Below are 20435 nucleotides of genomic sequence, written 5' to 3' on the forward strand. Positions count from 1 at the left end.
GTGAACAGGCTAGGCGTGATTAGCCAAGGTGTTTCGAGGATGCAAGCGCAACGGCTTCACCGGCTGGTTTATTGGCCACCTTCTTCGATACGCAGGATCCCTGTCGGACCAATCCATGCAAGATATCATCGCGCTCGCTTTTCCCTTTTTCGGGCTTATCTTTCTGGGGGTTATTGCCGCCAAGATCCGGGATCTGCCGGAAGCCGGTCTCGCGTGGATGAACTTTTTCATCATATACATCGCGCTCCCGGCGCTTTTTTTTCGCCTCTTGTCGGAAACACCGATTGAACAGCTGACGGACCCGACCTTCGTGGCCGCTACCACGTTCACGACCTACACGGTTTTCGCGATCTCCTTTTGCATCGGCGTCCTGGCGACAAATGGAAGCATTCCGGAATCCACCATGCTGGGGATTGCCGGCGCCTATTCCAATATCGGTTACATGGGCCCCGGCCTGACGCTTGCCGTGCTCGGCGCCGGCGCGACAGTGCCGACAGCCCTGATTCTGTGTTTCGACAACACGCTGCTCTTCATTCTGGCGCCGTTGATGATGGCTGTGGGCGGAACCGACAAGCAGCCCATCAGCAAGACGGTTCAACTGATCTTCTGGCGCGTGTTCACCCATCCCTTCATTGTCGCGACCATCCTGGGCGTGGGCGCTGCGGCGGTCGGCTTCAAGCCGCCGGCGGCCGTCGACACGATGCTGCGCTACTTGAGCAATGCGGCCGCGCCCTGCGCCCTGTTCGCAATGGGCGTCAGCATCGCGCTTCGACCTGCCGGCCGGGTGCCGCTCGAACTGCCGGCCGTGCTGGTGGTCAAGCTCATCGTTCACCCGGTATTGGTCTATCTGCTCCTGACCTGGATCGGCGGTATCGACCCGGTGTGGGTGGCGACTGCGGTGCTCATGGCCTGCCTGCCGCCGGCGACCAACGTCTTCGTCATTGCCCAGCAGTACAATGTCTATGTCCAGCGGGCGTCCAGCTTCGTCCTGTTCGGTACGATGGCCTCGGTGGTCACGGTGACCGGGTTCATCTGGGCAATCACCAACGGCGTCTTGCACACCGGCTGAAACTCCGGCACTCCTTGAAAAAGGGAGCGTCAGTGGAGGAGATGGATGTGCCGCAACCGCTTGAAGGACTGACCGTTCTCGATTTCACCACGTTGCTGCCGGGGCCGCTTGCCACCCTGATGCTGGCCGAAGCCGGGGCGCGGGTGATCAAGGTGGAGAGGCCTGGCGGCGAGGACATGCGCCGGTTTGCGCCCTTCGCCGGCGGCGTCTCCGTGCTGTTTGCGCAACTGAACCGGGGAAAGGAGGTCGTCGAACTGGACCTCAAGGCGCCGGACGTATTGACACACCTCGAACCGCTTCTTGCCGGTGCGGATATTCTGGTTGAGCAGTTCCGTCCCGGCGTGATGGAACGGCTCGGCCTCGGTTACGAGACCCTGAGCGCGCGTTTTCCGGGGCTCATTTATTGTTCGATCTCCGGGTACGGCCAGGCCGGGCCGAATTCGGAGATGGCCGGTCATGATCTCAACTACCAGGCCTTGACCGGGCTGCTGGCCCAGTCCTGCGGCTCACTGGAACATCCATCCCTGCCGCCGACGCAGATTGCGGATATCGGCGGCGGATCCTTTCCGGCCATGATCAATATCCTTCTGGCCGTGCTCCAGCGCCAGAAGACGGGCAGGGGAACCTGGCTCGATATCGCCATGAGCGATGCCATGTTCACCTTCGGCCTTTTCGCTCATGCCTTCCATGCGGCGGGCAAGACTGTGCCCGAATTCGGGTCCGCGCTCCTGACCGGCGGCTCGCCGCGTTACCGGCTTTATCCGGCAGCGGACGGCAAGATGATTGCGGTCGGGGCTCTGGAGGAGAAGTTCTGGCAAAGGCTCTGCGCACTGCTCGATATCCCCGAAGAGCTGCGCGACGATCGCAAGGCCCCGGAAAGGACAGCCTCGGCGATCGCCAGTGCCTTTGCCACCAGAGAAGCAGGCGACTGGGAGGACGATCTGATCAAGGCCGATTGCTGCGCCTGCCTGGTCAAGACTTTCGAGGAAGCGCGCAACGACCCGCATTTCGAGGAACGCGGCCTGTTCGGCTTCCATGCTCACGCCGGCGCTGTCGAGGTGGATGCATCCGTCGTGCCGATTGTCCCGGAATTCCGGAAGCCCTAGGCCGACTTCCGGCGCGGAAACAGGCTGCTTGCGAGGGGCTTGGCGCCCGGCGCGATGCCTTCGCGCATCAGGAACCGGCGCAGCGGCCCGATCCGGTCGGCCAGGTACAGGCCGGCACTGCGGGCAAGCTGGATCGGCAGGAACCCGTTCAGGAGCGAACGGTTCAAGGCGTCGACCGCGGCCGTGCGCGAGGAAATGTCTGCCCGGCGTTCGCGCTCATAGACGGCAAGGACAGAGGCGGACCCGATGTCCGCGCCCCGGTCGTGGGCACTTCCGATCAGCCGGACGAGCGCTGCCACATCGCGCAGGCTGAGGTTCAGCCCTTGCGCGCCAATCGGCGGGAAGACGTGGGCGGTTTCTCCGATCAGGGCCACCCGGCGTCCGACCAGCGTCTTGGCCGCGAGGCCGGAGAGGGGGTATCTCTGCCGTTCGCTGGCGATTTTGAATTTCCCAAGGATCGAATGGGCGCGCTGTTCCAGTTCCTGTTCCAGATAGGCGTCCTGCATCTTGTAGAGGCGGTCCGCTCCGGCTTCCGTCTCGACGCAGACGAGCGACGAATTGCGGCCGGGCAGGGGAACCAGGGTGAAGGGGCCGGTCGGTGTGTGGAATTCCGTCGAGACGTCGCCGTGGGGCAGATCGTGGGCTAGGTTCAGGACAAGGGCGACCTGCGGATAACCCCAGCGTTTGACGTCTATCCCTGCCGTCTTGCGCAGCAGCGAGTTCCGGCCGTCCGCGGCAACGGCAAGCCGCGCCTGATATGTTGCGCCGGAAGCGTCTTCGATCGTGACCACGTCTTCGCCGAGCTCATACCCGGCTGCTGCCTGACGAACGAAGGTCAGGCCCTTCTGAGCATCCGCCTCCTGTTCCAGAACGGTATTCAGGTCGATGTTGAGCAGGTTGTAGCCATAGGCTTCCATATCCAACTCGGCGCTGTCGAAGGTGACTTCGGGCGCCCGGATCAGGCGTCCGGTATCGTCGATCAGCCGCATCCGGCGTAAAGGCGCGGCCTTCGGCGCGAGTTTGCCCCAGACATCGAGGGCTTCAAGAAAAGCGACGGACTCCTGAAGCAGCGCCGTGGTGCGTCCGTCGCTGTGGTTGACCTCAGGGGCCAGCAGCAGCGTGTCCAGTCCTTTTTGCGCGAACGCGAGTGCGGCGGTCAGTCCGGACGGCCCGGCACCGATGACAGCGACGTCGTACAGTTTGCTGGGGTTCCGCTTTTCAGTCATGGCACTGGCTCACGTTTTCTGCTTTTCATGAGGATGGGCTATTCTCGCCCGATATCAAGACCGTCTGCCGCCGGTTTCCGCGGTCCAATGACGCATGCCGGAAGTTACCGGCCTTTGGCAAGATCCAAATGCGCCAGATCAAGGCGCGGTACAGAATGTTGTTTAAACCGGACAACTGCCGTCGGGCGACAGCCGAATGGAAACGGCACTGAAGAGATTGCATGAAACAGGGAGCGAACCGGACATTGGCCGTGGATGACAACGGGGTCTCACCTGCAGAAAATCGCCGTCCTCCGTTAAGCGAGGAAATGCTGATGCGTGGTTGGCCGCTGGTGATGGCCTGCCTCACCGTGCTTGTGCTCATGGGCTGGGCCTATCTGGGCGTCATGGTCGCCGACATGATCTCCGCCATGGATATGACCGAAGCCGGTCCGGGCATGGGGCTTTTCAACCTGTTCAATCAATATGCCGGCCTGCCGGAGGAAGCACGCGCGGCGATTGCCGCCCTGTGCCTGCCGACCTCGGCCGCGACCTTCGGCATGCCGGCAGCCGTTTGGGGTGTTGTCGACCTTTTGAAGGTCTATCTGATGTGGCTGATGATGGCCCTTGCCATGATGCTGCCCTCGGCGCTCCCGATGTTGCGCGCCTATATCCGTGAGAAGAACGCAACGGCAGCGGCCGGCGGGGAGGCATCGAAGAATACGCTCCTTGTCGCTGCCGGCTATCTGCTGGTCTGGGCCGCCTATGCGCTGGTTGCCACGCTTGCCCAATGGGCCTTGACGGCGGCCGGTGCGGTTTCCCCGATGATGGCGCCCCTCAGCCTGGCCGTTTCGGCGAGTGTGCTGATCGCCGCCGGTATTTATCAGTTCACGCCCGCCAAATGGGCCTGCCTGAACCGCTGCTGGTACCCGCACTGGGCCTTCCTCGGCAAGAGTGGCGCCTTCGGCGCGCTGCGCGAAGGCGTGGTGCAGGGTCTTGCCTGTCTCGGGTGTTGCTGGGCCGTCATGACGGTCATGTTCGCCGTAGGCGTCATGAACATCGTCTGGATTGCCCTCCTCGGCGCCATCATGGCCATCGAGAAGACGTTCCCGAGTTTCTGGTTTCCCAAGGCGGTCGGCGTCTTCTGTCTTGCCTGGGGGATGGCGCTCGCATTGGCCATGGCGAGCTGAGCCTGAGGCGGTACGTTCCCCAAGCTAAAAAAGCTGTTCAAACTGTCACGGAATTGAAATACTGAGTTCCGGAGGCCGGGGTTCGGCTCGATAAGCCTTGCCTGAAACAAAACGACGAAAATCCCGTGACAGATATCCCCACGCAAAAGCAAGGCCGGGAACCGGCGCTGTTCCTGATCCATCTTCTGACCGCCTCCGGCGCACCGATCGCGCTGATCGCGCTTCTGGCCGGATCGCGTGGGGAGTGGGGGGGAATGTTCGCCTGGCTCGGGTTGGCCCTGGTGGTCGACGGGGTCGACGGGCCGCTTGCCCGCCGGTTCAACATCGCCGAGCGCCTGCCGCGCTGGTCCGGTGCGTCGCTCGACTTCGTGATCGATTACGCGACTTACGTGTTTCTGCCCGCCTTCGCGCTGGCCGCAAGCGGCATGCTTTCCGAACCCTGGAACTGGGTTTGCGGCGGGCTGGTGGTCTTTACCGGCGCACTCTATTTCGCAGACAGTGGCATGAAGACACTGGACGGGGCCTTCAAGGGATTTCCCGCCGGCTGGAACATGGTGATCTTCGGGCTGATGGTTCTGTCTCCTTCGGAAGGGTTCACCATCGGCTTTGTCCTTGTCTGCTGTGTCATGAGCTTCGTTCCGGTCAAGTTCACCCATCCGGTCCGGGTCCGGCGCTGGCGTCCGTTGACGCTTCTGGTAACCGCTGTCTGGTTTGCATTTGCCGCCATGGCGGTCATGGGTAACATGACCTTGTCGGATACCGGTGAGATGGTTCTCGCCCTGTCCAGCCTTTACCTGCTCGGGGTGTCGGCCCTACAACAGGCTCTGGATCGATTCTTCTAGAACGCCTCGGGCGGGATCGCATCACAACACTGGAGACGCCATGCTTGCGTGGGTAACGGATGCCCAGATCTGGGCAAGTCTTGTGACGTTGACCGTCATGGAGATCGTGCTCGGCATCGACAATATAGTCTTCATTTCTGTTGTCGTATCCAGGTTGCCTGCCCATTTCGCAAACCGGGCCCGCCGGGTCGGTCTGGCCCTGGCGCTGGTGTTCCGCATCATTCTGCTCACCCTCCTGACGTGGCTGGTCGGGCTGACGGCACCGCTCTTCGACGTGGGAGGACATGCGTTTTCCTGGCGGGACGCGATCCTGATTGCAGGCGGATTGTTCCTGCTCTTCAAGGCGACCCATGAAATCCACAAGGGTATTGAGGGCGACGACGAAGAGGGAGGCATGACGGGGGCGATCGGCACTTCATTCGCTGCGGTCATCGCGCAGATCGTGGTGATCGACATGGTCTTTTCCGTCGATTCCATCATCACCGCGATCGGCATGGCCCGGCACATCGAGGTCATGGTCGCAGCCGTGGTCATCGCCATGGGGATCATGTATCTGGCCTCCGGTCCGGTCGCCGCTTTCATCAAGAGACACCCGACGACCAAGATGCTGGCCCTGGCCTTTCTTCTCCTTATCGGCGTAGCACTTGTGGCGGACGGGTTGGGTTTTCACATCCCCCGCGGCTACATATATTTCGCTATGGCGTTCTCGGCCGGCGTGGAAATGGTCAATGTACTGGCCCACAACCGGCGCAGGAAGAACAAGGCGATGTAGCCAGTCGGTGGGTTGAACCTGCATTGGCTGCGAACAGATACGGATTACGGAGGGCAAGATCATGGTAATGGCGGTGCGCGTGCATGAGAACGGGGGACCGGACGTTCTGACCTGGGAAGAGGTCGAGGTCGGCAAACCCGGACCGGGCGAAGTCCATATCCGCCATACCGCAGTCGGCCTGAATTTCATCGATACCTATTTCCGCAGCGGCCTTTATCCGGCTCCGAACGGATTGCCGTTTATCCCCGGAAACGAAGGCGCCGGTGTCGTCCTGACGGTGGGCGAAGGCGTCACTCACGTGAAGCCGGGAGACCGGGTCGCCTATGTGGGACCTCTCGGTTCTTATGCCGAAGAGCGCCTGGTTCCCGGCGACCGCCTTGTGGTGGTACCCGATGGCATCGATGACAAGACGGCCGCGGGCATGATGCTGAAAGGCATGACGGCGCAATATCTGTTGCGGCGGACCTTCAATGTCACCTCCGACACCACGCTTCTTTTTCATGCGGCAGCCGGCGGTGTCGGCCTGATCGCCGGTCAGTGGGCGGCGCATCTGGGCGCGACCGTGATCGGTACCGTTGGTTCTGCGGAAAAGGCGGAACTGGCGAAGGCGCACGGTTATACCCACGTCATCAATTACCGCGAAGAAGACTTCGTCGAGCGGGTCAAGGAAATCACCGGCGGCAAGGGTTGTGACGTCGTCTACGACAGCGTCGGCAAGGACACCTATCCCGGATCGCTCGACTGCCTGAAGCCGTTCGGCCTCTGGGCCAGCTTCGGCCAGTCGTCGGGGCCGATTACCGATTTCAACATGGGGCTTCTGGCGCAAAAGGGATCGCTGTTTGCCACGCGTCCGACGCTCTTCACCTATATCGCCAGCCGGTCCGATCTGGAAATGACGGCAAACGATCTGTTCGACGTCGTGAAATCCGGGGTGGTCAAGATCGAGGTCAATCAGGAATACCGGCTTGCGGATGCCGCACAGGCGCACAAGGACCTTGAAGGGCGCAAGACCACCGGAACCACGGTTTTGATCCCGTAAGGTCATGAGCGCGCGCGGGGGCAGAGGGCAGGACCGGTCGAGGCATCTCTACGCCCCCGCCATGCGCTATTTCGCGGCGGTCGCCGAACTTGGGTCCGTTCGGGCGGCCTCCCGCGAACTGAACGTCGCCTCGTCTGCGGTCAACCGGCAGATCCTCTATCTGGAAGAGGCGCTGGACCTTCAACTGTTCGAACGTGTCGGGCGCAGGCTCCGGCTGTCCCAGGCCGGCGAAATCCTGCTGGCCCATGTGCGACGGACCTATTCCGATTTCGATGCCACCGTTGCCGAGCTGGATGCCCTGAAGGGGCTGCGGCGCGGTTCCGTTTCGGTCGCCGTGGTCGAAAGCGTCTCGGAGTCGCTCCTGCCGGATCTGATCAGCAGCTTCCGCCGGTCCTATCCGGGCATCCATGTGGGTGTCACGGTGACCAGTTCCCAGGAAGCCGCCCGTCTGGTGGAGGCGGGCGAGGCGGATGTCGGCTTCACCTTCGATCCGCCGCGCACCTCCTCCCTGACCATCGCCTATCAGCACGAACTTGCCATTGGCGCGTTGATGACCCCGGACCATCCCTTGGCCGGCAAGAGCAACCTGACCCTGGCGGACTGCCTGAAATATCCTGTTGCCCTGCCGGCGGAGGGCCTGTCCCTGCGCGCGCGTATCGATGCGGTCCGGACGCAGATCCCGGGTTCGACGCGGACTTACGTGGAAACAAATTCGCTACGCTTCATGCGGGCGCTGGCGCGCGAAGACAAGGTGATCGGCTTTCAGACGCGGATCGGCTCGGAGGAGGATCTGGAACTCGGCAGGCTGGTGTTCCGCCCGCTCGCCGACCGGCCGTTGCAAGGGGATCTTCTTTGTGTAGTGACGTCATCGTTGAGGGCATTGGCTCTGGCGCCGGGCATGTTTTTCGATCATGCTGTGCTCTCGCTAAAGGATCATCTGCCATCTATTGCTGCCGAAAAGGCAACATAAAGAGCTCAAATGAGCGCTATGGCGCTGGTGATTTTTCAGGCAAGCTCACTTTTTAACAATTTGATGGCGAAGACTTCGAAGCCATCGTCCCGGGCATGAGGGGAACTATGGGGCGTCTGACGACACATGTGCTGGACACGGCACTCGGCAAACCGGCCCAAGGCCTGAAGATCGAATTGTGGTCGCTGGGGGCGGAGGCGGTGCATGTCTCCACCCATGTCACCAATTCCGACGGCCGCGTGGACGGGCCGCTTCTGCAAGGCGATGCCTTCAAGTGCGGCAGTTACGAGCTGCGGTTCCATGCCGGCGACTACCTGAAGGCCACCGGCCAGCCGCTTCCCGAACCGCTGTTTCTTGATATCATTCCGATCCGCTTCGGAATCGCGGAAGAAGACGGGCACTATCATGTGCCGCTTCTGCTTTCGCCCTTTGGATATTCCACCTACCGGGGGAGCTGAGGCCCATGCGCGACACCATCCGCTTCCTGAAAGGCGGCGAGCTGATCGAGCTTACCGACGTGAAGCCGACGGAAACGGTGCTTGACTATCTGCGGCTTCGCACCGGGCAGAAAGGTACGAAGGAAGGCTGCGGCGAAGGCGATTGCGGCGCCTGCACCGTCGCCGTCGGCCGGCTCGTCGAAGGCAAGCTGGTCTATCAGCCGGTCAACAGCTGCATCCAGCTGCTCGGCATGATCGACGGCGCGGAACTGGTCACGGTCGAGGATCTTGCCGAAGACGGCCGGCTCCACCCCGTTCAAAGGGCCATGGCCGATCTGCACGGATCCCAGTGCGGCTTCTGCACGCCGGGCTTCATCATGAGCCTGTTCACGCTCTACCATGCCGAAGGCCAAACGAAGAGCCGCAAGGCGGTGACGGACTGGCTTGCCGGAAACCTTTGCCGCTGCACCGGCTACCGGCCGATCATCGATGCCGCCTTGGAAAGCTGTTTCGACAGCGCCGATGACGCCTTTGCCTGGCGTGGCAATGAAACCCGCGAAAAACTGCGCCAGATCACCGATTCCAGCGATATTTTCCTCGGCGACAGCGAGAGCTTCTTCGCCTCTCCGACGAGCATCGACGGACTTGCCGCGCTTTACCGCCAGCATCCGGATGCAACGCTTGTGTCCGGTGCGACCGATGTCGGCCTGTGGATCACCAAACAGCTGCGCGAGCTGCCGAAGGTGATCTGGCTCGGCCGGATCTTCGGACTGGACCGGGTCGAGGAGACGCCGTCCGGCCTGCTGATCGGGGCAACGGCCACTTACGTCTCCTGCGAGGCCGCGATTGCCGACCTGTCGCCGGATCTCGGCGAGCTGTGGCGCCGCATCGGCTCCAAGCAGGTTCGTGTTTCGGGAACCGTCGGCGGCAATATCGCCAACGGGTCTCCGATCGGGGACACGCCTCCGGCCCTGATTGCGCTCGGCGCCACGCTTGAGCTGCAGAACGCGGACGGATCGCGGACACTGCCGCTGGAGGATTTCTTCATCGACTATGGCAGGCAGGACCGCAAGGAAGATGAATTCGTCACCGGCGTCTTCGTGCCACGGCCCGATCCGAACCAGATCTTCCGCTGCTACAAGATTTCCAAGCGGTTCGATCAGGATATTTCCGCCGTTATGGGGGCGTTTCGCTTCACGGTGATGGACAGCAGGATCACCGAGGCCCGGATCGCCTATGGCGGCATGGCCGGAACGCCGAAGCGGGCGAAGGGGGCCGAGACGGCCCTGATCGGCGCGTCGCTGGAAGATCCCTCGACCTGGGGCGCCGGGATGAAGGCCCTGCTTGCCGACTACACGCCCATGACCGACATGCGCGCGAGCGCCGGCTACCGCATGGAGACGGCGCGGGCCTTGCTGGCCAAGGCCCTGATGGAGGCAAGCGGCACGGAAGCGGCGCAGGTGCGCGTCCTGGCTGCACGGGAGGCTGCCGATGACCGCGCCGCTTGATCCGAATCTGGCTGAAACCGGCCTGCGCCATGTGCGCAAGGCGCTGCCTCACGACAGCGCGGAAAAGCATGTCTCCGGCAAGGCCATCTATATCGACGATATCGTGGAGCCGGTCGGAACCCTGCATGTCGTGCCGGGGTGGGCCCGCAAGGCCGTTCGCGGCAAGCTGGTCAGGCTGGACCTGGACAAGGTCCGTCAGGCGCCCGGCGTGGTCGCCGTGCTGACGGCGGACGATATTCCGGGCACCAACGATTGTTCTTCCGCCTTCGGAGACGACCCGGTTCTGGCAAAGAACGAGATCCTGTTTTACGGCCAGGTCGCCTTTGCCGTTGTTGCCGAAACCCGCGATGCAGCGCGTCGTGCGGCCTTGCTGGCCGATATCGAGGTTGAACCGATCACGCCGATCATTACCGCCGAAGACGCGGTTGCCGCCGATATCACCGTATTGCCCGACTATCAGTTCCGCCGGGGATCGCCGGAAACCGGCATGACCGCCGCGGAAAAGACCCTGTCAGGGGTCATGCACATCGGCGGTCAGGAGCATTTCTATCTGGAGGGGCAGGTCGCGATGGCGATTCCCCAGGAGGATGGCGGCATGTTCGTCCATTCCTCCACCCAGCACCCGACGGAAATCCAGCACACGGTTGCCAAGGTGCTCGGCGTTCCCGATGCCGCGGTCACGGCGGAAGTCCGGCGCATGGGCGGCGGCTTCGGCGGCAAGGAATCCCAGGCCAACCAATGGGCCGCGCTCGCGGCTCTTGCGGCCGACAGGACCGGGCGGGCCTGCAAGATGCGTCTCGACCGCGACGACGACATGATCATGACCGGCAAGCGCCATGATTTCCGCGTCGAATGGCAGATCGGGCATGACGGCGAGGGCAGGATCCGGGCCGTCGACCTCAATTTCCTGGCCCGTTGCGGCTATTCGGCGGATCTGTCGCTCGGCGTCAACGACCGCACCATGTTCCACGCGGACTCCAGCTATTTCTATCCGGATGCAGTGATCCGGAGCCGGCGTCTTCGCACCGACACCTGCTCCAACACCGCCTTCCGGGGCTTTGGCGGACCGCAGGGCATGCTGGCTGCCGAACGCATGATCGATGCCATTGCGATCACGCTCGGCAAGGATCCGCTGGAGATCCGCAAGCTCAATTTCTATGACGGTGAGCGCAATCTGACGCCCTACGGCATGCCTGTTGAGGAATATCAGGTCATGCACGACCTGATCGCCGAACTTGAGGAAAGCGCCGGCTACTGGGCGCGGCGGGAGAAGGTCAAGGCGTTCAATGCCGAGAACGCGATCCTGAAAAAGGGACTTGCGCTGACCCCGGTCAAATTCGGTATTTCCTTCACCCTGAAACACCTGAACCAGGCCGGCGCGCTGGTCCATCTTTATACCGACGGGTCCGTGCATCTCAATCACGGCGGCACGGAAATGGGGCAGGGGCTCTACCAGAAGGTCGCCCAGGTCGTGGCCGAGGAATTCGGCGTCAGCATGGACAAGGTGGTGATTACCGCGACCAACACATCCAAGGTGCCGAACACCGCGCCGACGGCGGCCTCGTCAGGCACGGACCTGAACGCCATGGCGGCGAAGAAGGCTGCCGGCGAAATCAAGCAGCGGCTGATTGCGTTCCTGAGCGAACAGCATCAGTGCTCTGCGGATGTCATTTATTTCGGCGACAACAAGGTGCTGGTCGGGGAGAAATCCTATTCGCTTGCCGAAGTCGCCAAGCAGGCCCATGTCGCGCGCATCCAGCTGTCCCATGCCGGCTTCTACGCAACGCCGATGATTACCTGGGAACGGGAAAGCGCCACCGGCCGGCCGTTCTTCTATTTCGCCTATGGCGGGGCCTGCGCCGAAGTGACCATCGATACCATGACCGGCGAGATGACCGTCGACCGGGTGGATCTGCTCCATGATGTCGGCCATTCGCTCAATCCGGCCATCGATATGGGCCAGATCGAGGGCGGGTTCATCCAGGGCATGGGCTGGCTCACGACGGAGGAACTGGTCTGGGACGAGGAAGGTCGTCTGCGGACACACGCGCCCTCCACCTACAAGATCCCGACCGCCTCCGACGTGCCTGAGGATTTCCGGGTGAAGCTCTATGAATCCAAGGGCAACCCGCAGGACAGCATCTACCGGTCCAAGGCCGTCGGCGAACCGCCGGTGATGTTGGCGAATTCGGTGTTCTGCGCCATCAACGACGCTGTCGCCAGCCTGAAACCGGGCGTTGTCCCGGATCTGGATGCGCCGGCCACGCCCGAAGCCATCATGAAGGCCGTCCGCGGCATGCGCGAAAGGCAGGCGGCGGAATGACGGTCTGGAGCCACATCGTCCGGTCGCTTGAAGGTGGGGAGCCATGTGCGCTCGTCACCGTCGCGACCGCACGGGGCTCCACGCCGCGCGAGACCGGCGCGCGCATGGTCGTTTGGGCCGATGGCCGCTTTTCAGGCACCATCGGCGGCGGCACGCTTGAATTCGAAGCGCTTCGCTGGGCAAGACAGGCCCTTGCCGAAGGGCGCGCGGGCCTGGAACTGCGCACGGTATCGCTTGGGCCGGATCTCGGCCAATGCTGCGGCGGGCGCATCGATGTCGCCATCGAGGCACTTGAGCCCGCTCAATTGCCGATGGCACAGACCCTGGCCGGGCGCGAGGCCGAAAGGCTGCCTTTCGCGACCCGTGCCCATGTTCGGTCCGGCAAGGCGGTTGAACGGGCACTCGTCGACCTGCCGAAAGATCCGCGGTTCCGTCTTGAAGAAGACGGCACGCTTGTCGAAACCTTCGGTGCATATCGGCGGCCTTTATATCTTTTCGGGGCAGGGCATGTGGGCAAAGCGCTGGTTCTGGCACTCGCGCCGCTGCCGTTTGAAATCACCTGGCTCGACAGCCGGGAAGACGCGTTTCCGAAGGCGGTGCCCGGCAACGTCCGCAAGCTGCTGCTGAACCGGGAGGACCGGTCTGTCGCGGAGTGCCTGGCACAAGCGCCGGATGGGGCGTTCGTCCTGGCCATGACCCATTCCCATGCTCTGGACGAGGACATCATGGCGGCGAGCCTTGCCCAACAGCGCTTTGCCTATTGCGGGGTTATCGGCAGTGCCACGAAACGGGCCCGGTTCGAAAAGCGGCTGAAGGCACGGGGATTTGCGCCAACGGTTGTGTCGGAGATGGCTTGTCCGGTCGGTTTGCCGGCGATCCGGTCGAAACATCCCGCGGCAATTGCTGCGGGAATTGCCGCTGATCTTCTGGAGCGGGACGAGGCTGCGGTGCAAGAGACAGCCAATCCCGACCGGGTTGCGTGGCTGCAGGCACGCGTTAAGTAAGACGGCGGAACGGGGGGATTCGTGTCGTGAGTGATGTTTTGACGAGAAGGCGCCAGGCGGGAGAGGCAGGAACCGCGCGCCCCGCCACGGGCAATCTGCTTCATGCCCGCGGCCTGACCAAGCGCTTCGGCGACATTCTCGCCAATGACCACGTCGACCTTGGCCTCAACAAGGGCGAGATCCATGCGCTTCTGGGGGAAAACGGCGCCGGAAAGTCGACGCTGGTGAAGATGTTCTACGGCGCCCTGGAGCCGGATGGCGGTGAAATCATCTGGCAGGGCAAGCCGGTCGTCATCGACAATCCGGCAAGCGCCCGCGCGCTCGGCATCGGCATGGTGTTCCAGCATTTTTCCCTGTTCGAGGCGCTGACGGTTGTCGAAAACATCGCTTTGGCTCTGCCCAATCCGGGCAACATGAAAGCTCTTGCGGCCCGGATTACCGACGTCTCCGAGGACTATGGCCTGCCGCTTAATCCGCAGGACGTGGTCGCGGACCTGCCTGTCGGGATCCGACAGCGTATCGAAATCGTGCGCTGCCTTCTCCAGGAGCCGCAGCTCATCATCATGGACGAGCCGACCTCGGTGCTCACGCCGCAGGAGGCCGACCGGCTGTTCCTGACCCTGCAGCGTCTGGCGGGCGAAGGCTGTGCGGTTCTCTACATTTCCCATCGTCTGGAGGAAGTGCAGCGCATCTGCCACCACGCCACCATCCTGCGCCACGGCAAGGTGGTCAGTGAGTGCGATCCGTCGCTGGAGACGGCCTCGAGCTTGGCCAGCATGATGGTCGGCTCCGAGGTGATCGGCGTCAATCATGGGGCAATGGCGCCCGAACCCGGTCCGGTCCGGCTGAAACTGTCCGGCCTGAGCGCACCCGCTGCGACCCCCTTTGCCACCCGCCTCAACAACATCGACCTGGAGGTTCATACCGGCGAGATCATCGCCATTGCAGGGGTTGCCGGCAACGGTCAGGGCGAATTGTTCGATGCGATTTCCGGCGAAATGCGGGTGGACCCGGGCATGGTGGTTCTGGATGGCCGGGCTTGCGGCAACCGGGACGTCACATGGCGGCGCCGGCAGAATGCGGCCTTTGTGCCGGAAGAACGGCTGGGCCACGGGGCCGTGCCCGGATTGAAGCTCTCCAGCAATATCGTGCTCACCCGTCACGGGACCGGAGACGGCCTCGTCGGCACCGGCTTCGTTTCGACCGCCCGAGCAGCGGAACTGGAGCAGAAGATCAAGACGACCTACGACGTGCGCATGTCGCACGACGATCCGGAGGCCCGATCGCTTTCGGGGGGAAACCTGCAGAAATTCGTCGTCGGCCGGGAACTCGACCGCAATCCCGGCGTCCTCGTCGTCAACCAGCCGACCTGGGGGGTGGATGCCGGGGCGGCGGCACTGATCCGTCAGGCGCTGATCGATCTGGCCCGGTCCGGCTCGGCCGTGCTGGTGATCAGTCAGGACCTCGATGAGATTTTTGAAATTGCCGACCGGATCGCGGTGATTTCCCGCGGTCATCTGTCGGTGCCGGAGGACGCGAGATCCATGACCCGCGAGCGGGTCGGCATTCTCATGGCCGGCGGCGCGGAAAAGAACGCGGGGAGGGCGTGATGCGGATCGAACTGGTCAAACGCAAGGAACACAGCCGGAAAATGGCCCTGCTGTCGCCGGTGATCGCGGTGGGGCTGACCCTGGTGGCTGCTGCCATCCTGTTTGCGGCTTCCGGGACGGATCCGTTTCTGGGACTGTACAAGTTCTTCATAGAGCCTCTGACCGACAGCTGGTCTGTCCAGGAAATCATCGTCAAGGCGACGCCGATGGTGCTGATCGCCTGCGGGTTGGCCGTCTGCTATCTCTCCAACAACTGGAACATCGGTGCCGAGGGGCAGTTCATTTTCGGCGCGCTTTGCGGCAGCTTCCTGCCGATCGTCTATCCGGAATTCGAAACATCCCTGACCCTGCCCCTGATGCTCGTCCTCGGGGCGCTCGGCGGGGCTTTCTGGGCGCTTATACCGGCTGTCCTGAAGACCAGGTTCAATGCCAACGAGATCCTGACCAGCCTGATGCTGGTCTATGTGGCAAGCCTGCTGCTCGATTACCTGGTGCGGGGACCGTGGCGGGATCCAGGTGGGTATAACTTCCCCGAGTCCCGTCTGTTTTCGGAAGCCGCCACATTGCCGCTGATCGGGGATGGACGCATGAGCATTGCCGCCCCCGTTGCGGTGGTTGTGGTGATCGTTCTGGCGATTGTCCTTGCCCGAACGCTGAAAGGCTTTGAAATCCGGGTCATGGGGGAAAGCCCGCGGGCCGGGGCCTTCGCCGGTTTTTCGGCAAAGCGGCTGACCCTTTTCGCCTTCGCGCTTGCCGGCGGTCTGGCAGGCCTTGCAGGCACCATGGAGGTCTCCGGATCCCTCAACCAGCTTCTGCCGACGATCTCGCCGGGATACGGCTTCACGGCAATCATCGTCGCCTTTCTGGGGCGGCTCAATCCGGTCGGCATTCTGGTAGCCGGTTTCGTGCTGGCGCTGTCCTATATCGGCGGCGAGGCGGTGCAGGCCTCTATGGGCGTTTCCGACAAGATCGCGAGCGTCATTCAGGGACTTCTCCTGTTCTTCGTTCTCGCCTGCGATACGCTGATCCTGTATCGCATCCGCCTGCATTCCCGCCGCACCACGGCAACCGGGGAGGTTTCCCGTGCTTGATATTGTCCAGGCCGTCCTGCTGACCGTCATCACCGCCGCAACCCCTTTGCTGATTGCGGCCATCGGCGAACTCGTCGTTGAGCGCTCGGGCGTTTTGAACCTCGGCGTGGAGGGCATGATGATCATGGGCGCCGTGGTCGGGTTCGCCGCTGCCAACCAGAGCGGGTCCGGTGCACTCGGCGTCCTGGCGGCCATCGTGGCGGGCATGGCCATGTCCGCCCTGTTCGGCTTCCTCGTGCTCGGGCTCGTGACCAACCAGGTGGCGACGGGCCTTGCGCTCACCATTCTGGGGCTCGGCGTGTCCGGTATGATCGGCGAGGCCTTTATCGGCGTTCCCGGCCTGCGGCTGCCGAAGCTGGATATCCCCGTTCTATCGGACATCCCGTTCATCGGACCCGTGGTCTTCCAGCAGGACGCGATCGTCTACCTGAGCTTCGCTCTGGTTGGGATCGTTTCCTATTGCCTGTTCCGCACACGCATCGGGCTGATCCTGCGTGCGGTCGGAGACAATCACACCTCGGCCCATGCGCTTGGCTATTCCGTGCTCAAGGTCCGCTTTCTGGCGGTCCTGTTCGGCGGCGGATGCGCAGGGCTGGCCGGCAGTTACATGTCGCTTGCCTATACGCCCCAGTGGGTGGAGAACATGACCGCCGGCCGCGGCTGGATCGCGCTGGCGCTGGTGGTGTTCTCCTCATGGCTGCCGATGCGCGTGATCGCCGGCGCCTATCTTTTCGGCGCGGTGACCGTGCTGACCTTCCATGCCCAGGCCCTTGGGGCGGGCATTCCATCGCAGTTCCTGTCGAGCTTGCCCTATCTTGCGACCATCGTGGTGCTGGTCCTGATATCGGCAAACCGCAGGCTGACGCTTGTGAACACGCCGGCCTGCCTCGGCAAGCCGTTCGTTCCGGACAGGTGACGCAAGAATCCCGTGTCCGAGTGCTGTGCCCGATGCGATCCGGGCGCGGCATTTCCTTGAGAAGATCGCATGTCGAACACCATCCTGAGGGGATAATCAAGATGAAGAACTTTTTGAAAGCGACAGTCGCGGCAATTGCGTTTGCAGCCGTTTCCTCGGCCGCCTCCGCGGCCGACCTCAAGGCCTGTTACATCTACGTCGGCCCGGTCGGCGACTTCGGCTGGAGCTATCAGCACGACCAGGGCCGGAAGGACGTTGAAAAACATTTCGGCGACAAGGTCGAAACCGCATATCTGGAAAGCGTGCCGGAAGGCCCGGATGCGGAACGTGCCATCGAGCGCTTTGCCCGTGACGGCTGCGGTATCATCTTCACCACGTCTTTCGGCTACATGAACCCGACCATCAAGGTGGCGAAGAAATTTCCGAAGGTGAAGTTCGAACACGCCACCGGCTACAAGACCGCATCCAACGTTGCGACCTATAACTCCAAGTTCCACGAAGGCCGCTACATCATCGGCCAGATCGCGGCCAAGATGTCCAAGACCGGCACCGCCGGATACATCGCCTCCTTCCCGATCCCGGAAGTGGTCGCCGGCATCAACGCCTTCATGCTGGGCGCCCAGTCCGTCAATCCGGACTTCAAGCTCAAGGTCGTGTGGGTCAACAGCTGGTTCGATCCGGGCAAGGAAGCGGATGCCGCAAAGGCCCTGATCGACCAGGGCGCCGATATCATCACCCAGCACACCGATTCCACCGCCCCGCTGCAGGTGGCCGAGGAACGTGGCGTGCATGGCTTCGGTCAGGCTTCCGACCAGATCGCCTTCGCTCCGAAGGCGCAGTACACGGCAATCGTCGACAACTGGGGCCCGTATTACATCGAGCGGATCCAGGAAGTGCTGGATGGAACGTGGGAATCCAAGTCGACCTGGGGCGGCATTGCCGAAGGCCATGTCGTCATGGCGCCTTACACCAACCTGCCGGACGATGTCGTCGCCATGGCCAAGGAAACCGAAGCCAAGATTGCAGGCGGCTGGGAACCCTTTACCGGCCCGATCACCAAGCAGGACGGCTCGGTTGCAGCCGAAGACGGGGTGACGCTCGAGGATGGCGCGATCCTCGGCATGAACTGGTACGTCAAGGGCGTCGACGACAAGCTTCCGCAATAAGCAAGACCCCGGCCGGTTCAACGGCCGGATGACAAAGCCATCCGGAGCTGCGGCTCCGGATGGCGGGACCTTCCTGAAAACATGGATATGCCGCTATGACCCTTGCCTTTGCAATGGACTGGTTAAACCTGCTTTTTCGATGGGCTCATCTGATCGTCGGTATCGGCTGGATCGGCACGTCCTTTTATTTCATCGCCCTCGATCTTTCCCTGCGCAAGCGGGAGCAAATGAAGGAAGGCGTCGCAGGAACCGCATGGGAAGTGCATGGCGGCGGCTTCTATCATGTCGAGAAATACCTCGTTGCCCCCAAGGAACTGCCGGACGACCTGATCTGGTACAAATGGGAGGCCTATCTCACCTGGGTCACAGGCTTCGCCCTTTTGGTGGTCCAGTATTACGTCAATGCGTCGGCCTATCTGATCGACCCGTCGGTGCTCCAGATGACGCCGGGCGAAGCGGTTCTGATTTCCGTCGCCTCCCTGGGTGCCGGCTGGCTGATCTACGACCGTCTGTGCAAGTCGCCGATCGGACGCAACACGCCGCTGCTTGCCGTCTGCGTCTTCGCCCTGATCATGGGGGCGTCCTATCTCTTCACCCATGTCTATTCGGGCCGGGGCGCGTTCATTCACGTTGGCGCTTTCATCGGCACGATCATGGCGGTGAACGTGTTCGGGATCATCATCCCGAACCAGAAGAAGATCGCCGCCAGCCTGTTGGCCGGAGAGGCTCCGGATCCGGCGCTCGGCGCCATGGGCAAGCAGCGTTCGGTTCACAACAACTACCTGACCCTGCCGGTGCTGGTCATGATGGTGTCGAACCATTATCCGCTGCTGACGAGCCACCCGCATTCATGGATCCTGGTGGCGCTTATCCTGCTGATGGGCGGCATGGTCCGCCACTTCTTCAACCGGCACGAAGCGGGCGATGAATTCGCCAGGTTCTGGTGGGCCTTGCCGGCCGCGGCTGTCGGGCTCCTGATCGCCGTGATCATGACCGCGCCGAAAGACTTCAGCAGCAGCGAAAGGGTTGCGGACGCGACGGTTGTCGCGATGACCCGACAACACTGCGTCATGTGCCATGCAGCCGTCCCGACACACGAAGGTTTCGAGGAAGCGCCCAAGGGAATTCATCTGGAAAATGTCGATGAATTGCGCCGCTACGCGGATTTGATCATGCAGCAGGCCGTTCAGGCGGATACCATGCCTCTTGGAAACGAAACCGGCATGACCGATGAGGAGCGTGCGACGCTCGGTGCGTGGATTACCCAACAGAAGTGAGGCGCCATGTGGTCTCTGGCCGAAATCAACCGGATGCAGAAACCGGAGTTCGTCGCAGCTTTTGGCGACGTTGCGGAACACAGTCCCTGGGTAGCGGAAGAAGCGCATGCTCTGGGCCCATTCGCTGATCGCGAGGCGCTGATAACCGCGTTCCAGACGGCGATGCTTGACGCGTCACACGGGGCGCAACTGGACCTGATACGGGCGCACCCGGACCTTGCCGGCAAGGCTGCAATGGCCGGTGAAATGGCGGCGGATTCGAAAAGAGAGCAGGCCGGCGCCGGCCTTGACCAACTGACGGCGGACGAATTTGCGCGTTTCACCGACCTGAATGGCCGATATCTGGACAGGTTCGGCTTTCCATTCATCTTCGCTGTGAAAGGGGCAACCAAGGATATGATCCTGGCTGCCTTCGAAGCCCGGATCGAAAATGAAATCGATCAGGAGTTCGAAACGGCTTTGCGGCAGATCGCCCGTATCTTCCGCTTCCGTCTTGAAGACAGGGTCGAGGCGTAGAGGGGCGAGAACCCGGATTGAGCGGTTTCTCTTATAATGAATTTCACGCCGGCCCTCATCTCGGGGCACCAAATCGGCATTAAGCGCCCTGACGGGGCGACGGGTAGAAGCCGCGGCCGATACCTTTTCGCCTTCAGTTCGTGTTCGGGAACGGCGGTTTGCAGGGATGTTCGCACACGCAAAAATCGAAAATTTGAAAATAGATTCAAATTCGAATTTTGTAATGTTGCCGGTTTTGCGTTTGCCCGCGCGAGAGCCTGAATTGTGATTATGGGATGGCCCGCCCCTCTCCGGAGCGATCCGATAGGATTGCTCTGTATTTGAGGTAGAGAGGAACGGACCGATGTCGATTTTTGTACTTGGAATTGATCTTGGCAAGAACGTGTGCAGCCTG

At 62.1% G+C, this 20435-nt stretch carries 18 protein-coding genes; 17 read left to right on the top strand and 1 reads right to left on the bottom strand.

From position 1 onward, the window contains the following. Window positions 1–115: 115 nt before the first annotated feature. Window positions 116–1069 carry an AEC family transporter gene (locus HK439_RS08980; protein WP_190291062.1) on the top strand — a complete coding sequence of 318 codons (954 nt, stop codon included), beginning with the start codon at window positions 116–118 and terminating at the stop codon, window positions 1067–1069. A gap of 47 nt (window positions 1070–1116) precedes the next feature. Beyond that, complete coding sequence (locus HK439_RS08985) at window positions 1117–2175, top strand: CaiB/BaiF CoA transferase family protein (protein ID WP_190291063.1); 1059 nt, start codon at window positions 1117–1119, stop codon at window positions 2173–2175. Here HK439_RS08985 and HK439_RS08990 read toward each other — a convergent pair. Beyond that, entirely contained in the window at window positions 2172–3401 is a 1230-nt protein-coding gene (locus HK439_RS08990; protein ID WP_190291064.1) for a UbiH/UbiF family hydroxylase, read from the bottom strand. The genes HK439_RS08985 and HK439_RS08990 overlap by 4 nt on opposite strands. Window positions 3402–3715: 314 nt before the next feature. On the opposite strand from HK439_RS08990, the gene HK439_RS08995 reads away from it, so the two are divergent. The 15 genes from HK439_RS08995 to uraD all read left to right on the top strand — a co-directional run bounded on the left by HK439_RS08995 (window position 3716) and on the right by uraD (window position 20041). Next, window positions 3716–4570 (top strand): DUF2182 domain-containing protein, encoded by an 855-nt coding sequence (locus HK439_RS08995; RefSeq protein ID WP_209011659.1) that lies wholly within the window; start codon window positions 3716–3718, stop codon window positions 4568–4570. Window positions 4571–4695: 125 nt separating this feature from the next. Then, the gene (locus HK439_RS09000; RefSeq protein ID WP_190291065.1) at window positions 4696–5412 is read left to right on the top strand and encodes a CDP-alcohol phosphatidyltransferase family protein; all 717 of its coding nucleotides are present in this window, start codon (window positions 4696–4698) and stop codon (window positions 5410–5412) included. Between the two features lie 40 nt (window positions 5413–5452). Continuing rightward, the gene (locus HK439_RS09005; protein ID WP_190291066.1) at window positions 5453–6184 is read left to right on the top strand and encodes a TerC family protein; all 732 of its coding nucleotides are present in this window, start codon (window positions 5453–5455) and stop codon (window positions 6182–6184) included. A gap of 61 nt (window positions 6185–6245) precedes the next feature. After that, a complete protein-coding gene (locus HK439_RS09010; protein WP_190291067.1) occupies window positions 6246–7223 on the top strand; it encodes a quinone oxidoreductase family protein in 978 nt (325 codons plus the stop codon). Between the two features lie 4 nt (window positions 7224–7227). Next, the gene (locus HK439_RS09015; RefSeq protein ID WP_190291068.1) at window positions 7228–8193 is read left to right on the top strand and encodes a LysR family transcriptional regulator; all 966 of its coding nucleotides are present in this window, start codon (window positions 7228–7230) and stop codon (window positions 8191–8193) included. Window positions 8194–8300: 107 nt separating this feature from the next. Continuing rightward, the gene (uraH, locus tag HK439_RS09020; protein WP_190291069.1) at window positions 8301–8651 is read left to right on the top strand and encodes a hydroxyisourate hydrolase; all 351 of its coding nucleotides are present in this window, start codon (window positions 8301–8303) and stop codon (window positions 8649–8651) included. 5 nt (window positions 8652–8656) lie between these two features. Then, entirely contained in the window at window positions 8657–10138 is a 1482-nt protein-coding gene (gene xdhA, locus HK439_RS09025) for a xanthine dehydrogenase small subunit (RefSeq protein ID WP_190291070.1), read from the top strand. Continuing rightward, the gene (gene xdhB / locus HK439_RS09030; RefSeq protein ID WP_190291071.1) at window positions 10122–12461 is read left to right on the top strand and encodes a xanthine dehydrogenase molybdopterin binding subunit; all 2340 of its coding nucleotides are present in this window, start codon (window positions 10122–10124) and stop codon (window positions 12459–12461) included. Before xdhA ends, xdhB begins: the two co-directional genes overlap by 17 nt. Then, window positions 12458–13465 (top strand): xanthine dehydrogenase accessory protein XdhC, encoded by a 1008-nt coding sequence (xdhC, locus tag HK439_RS09035; RefSeq protein ID WP_190291072.1) that lies wholly within the window; start codon window positions 12458–12460, stop codon window positions 13463–13465. Before xdhB ends, xdhC begins: the two co-directional genes overlap by 4 nt. 38 nt (window positions 13466–13503) lie before the next feature. Further along, complete coding sequence (locus tag HK439_RS09040; RefSeq protein ID WP_190291087.1) at window positions 13504–15075, top strand: ABC transporter ATP-binding protein; 1572 nt, start codon at window positions 13504–13506, stop codon at window positions 15073–15075. Next, complete coding sequence (locus HK439_RS09045) at window positions 15075–16166, top strand: ABC transporter permease (RefSeq protein ID WP_190291073.1); 1092 nt, start codon at window positions 15075–15077, stop codon at window positions 16164–16166. Before HK439_RS09040 ends, HK439_RS09045 begins: the two co-directional genes overlap by 1 nt. A 1-nt stretch (window position 16167) precedes the next feature. Beyond that, complete coding sequence (locus tag HK439_RS09050; protein ID WP_190291088.1) at window positions 16168–17082, top strand: ABC transporter permease; 915 nt, start codon at window positions 16168–16170, stop codon at window positions 17080–17082. 101 nt (window positions 17083–17183) lie between these two features. Further along, window positions 17184–18248, top strand: a complete 1065-nt coding sequence (locus HK439_RS09055) for a BMP family ABC transporter substrate-binding protein (RefSeq protein ID WP_190291074.1) — start codon at window positions 17184–17186, stop codon at window positions 18246–18248. Between the two features lie 95 nt (window positions 18249–18343). Next, complete coding sequence (locus HK439_RS09060; protein WP_190291075.1) at window positions 18344–19525, top strand: urate hydroxylase PuuD; 1182 nt, start codon at window positions 18344–18346, stop codon at window positions 19523–19525. A 33-nt stretch (window positions 19526–19558) separates the two neighbouring features. Continuing rightward, window positions 19559–20041 (top strand): 2-oxo-4-hydroxy-4-carboxy-5-ureidoimidazoline decarboxylase, encoded by a 483-nt coding sequence (gene uraD, locus HK439_RS09065; protein WP_209011670.1) that lies wholly within the window; start codon window positions 19559–19561, stop codon window positions 20039–20041. Window positions 20042–20435: the final 394 nt, after the last annotated feature.

The sequence above is a fragment of the Roseibium aggregatum genome (genome assembly GCF_014692675.1).
In the GTDB taxonomy this organism is placed as follows: domain Bacteria; phylum Pseudomonadota; class Alphaproteobacteria; order Rhizobiales; family Stappiaceae; genus Roseibium; species Roseibium aggregatum_C.

What these genes read in the sequence shown, in the direction of transcription:
- HK439_RS08980 (WP_190291062.1), top strand. Translation starts at nt 116, where the DNA reads ATGCAAGATATCATCGCGCTCGCTTTTCCCTTTTTCGGGCTTATCTTT.
- HK439_RS08990 (WP_190291064.1), bottom strand. Translation starts at nt 3,401, where the DNA reads ATGACTGAAAAGCGGAACCCCAGCAAACTGTACGACGTCGCTGTCATC.
- HK439_RS08995 (WP_209011659.1), top strand. Translation starts at nt 3,716, where the DNA reads ATGCGTGGTTGGCCGCTGGTGATGGCCTGCCTCACCGTGCTTGTGCTC.
- HK439_RS09005 (WP_190291066.1), top strand. Translation starts at nt 5,453, where the DNA reads ATGCTTGCGTGGGTAACGGATGCCCAGATCTGGGCAAGTCTTGTGACG.
- HK439_RS09010 (WP_190291067.1), top strand. Translation starts at nt 6,246, where the DNA reads ATGGTAATGGCGGTGCGCGTGCATGAGAACGGGGGACCGGACGTTCTG.
- HK439_RS09015 (WP_190291068.1), top strand. Translation starts at nt 7,228, where the DNA reads ATGAGCGCGCGCGGGGGCAGAGGGCAGGACCGGTCGAGGCATCTCTAC.
- uraH (WP_190291069.1), top strand. Translation starts at nt 8,301, where the DNA reads ATGGGGCGTCTGACGACACATGTGCTGGACACGGCACTCGGCAAACCG.
- xdhA (WP_190291070.1), top strand. Translation starts at nt 8,657, where the DNA reads ATGCGCGACACCATCCGCTTCCTGAAAGGCGGCGAGCTGATCGAGCTT.
- xdhB (WP_190291071.1), top strand. Translation starts at nt 10,122, where the DNA reads ATGACCGCGCCGCTTGATCCGAATCTGGCTGAAACCGGCCTGCGCCAT.
- xdhC (WP_190291072.1), top strand. Translation starts at nt 12,458, where the DNA reads ATGACGGTCTGGAGCCACATCGTCCGGTCGCTTGAAGGTGGGGAGCCA.
- HK439_RS09045 (WP_190291073.1), top strand. Translation starts at nt 15,075, where the DNA reads ATGCGGATCGAACTGGTCAAACGCAAGGAACACAGCCGGAAAATGGCC.
- HK439_RS09055 (WP_190291074.1), top strand. Translation starts at nt 17,184, where the DNA reads ATGAAGAACTTTTTGAAAGCGACAGTCGCGGCAATTGCGTTTGCAGCC.
- HK439_RS09060 (WP_190291075.1), top strand. Translation starts at nt 18,344, where the DNA reads ATGACCCTTGCCTTTGCAATGGACTGGTTAAACCTGCTTTTTCGATGG.
- uraD (WP_209011670.1), top strand. Translation starts at nt 19,559, where the DNA reads ATGCAGAAACCGGAGTTCGTCGCAGCTTTTGGCGACGTTGCGGAACAC.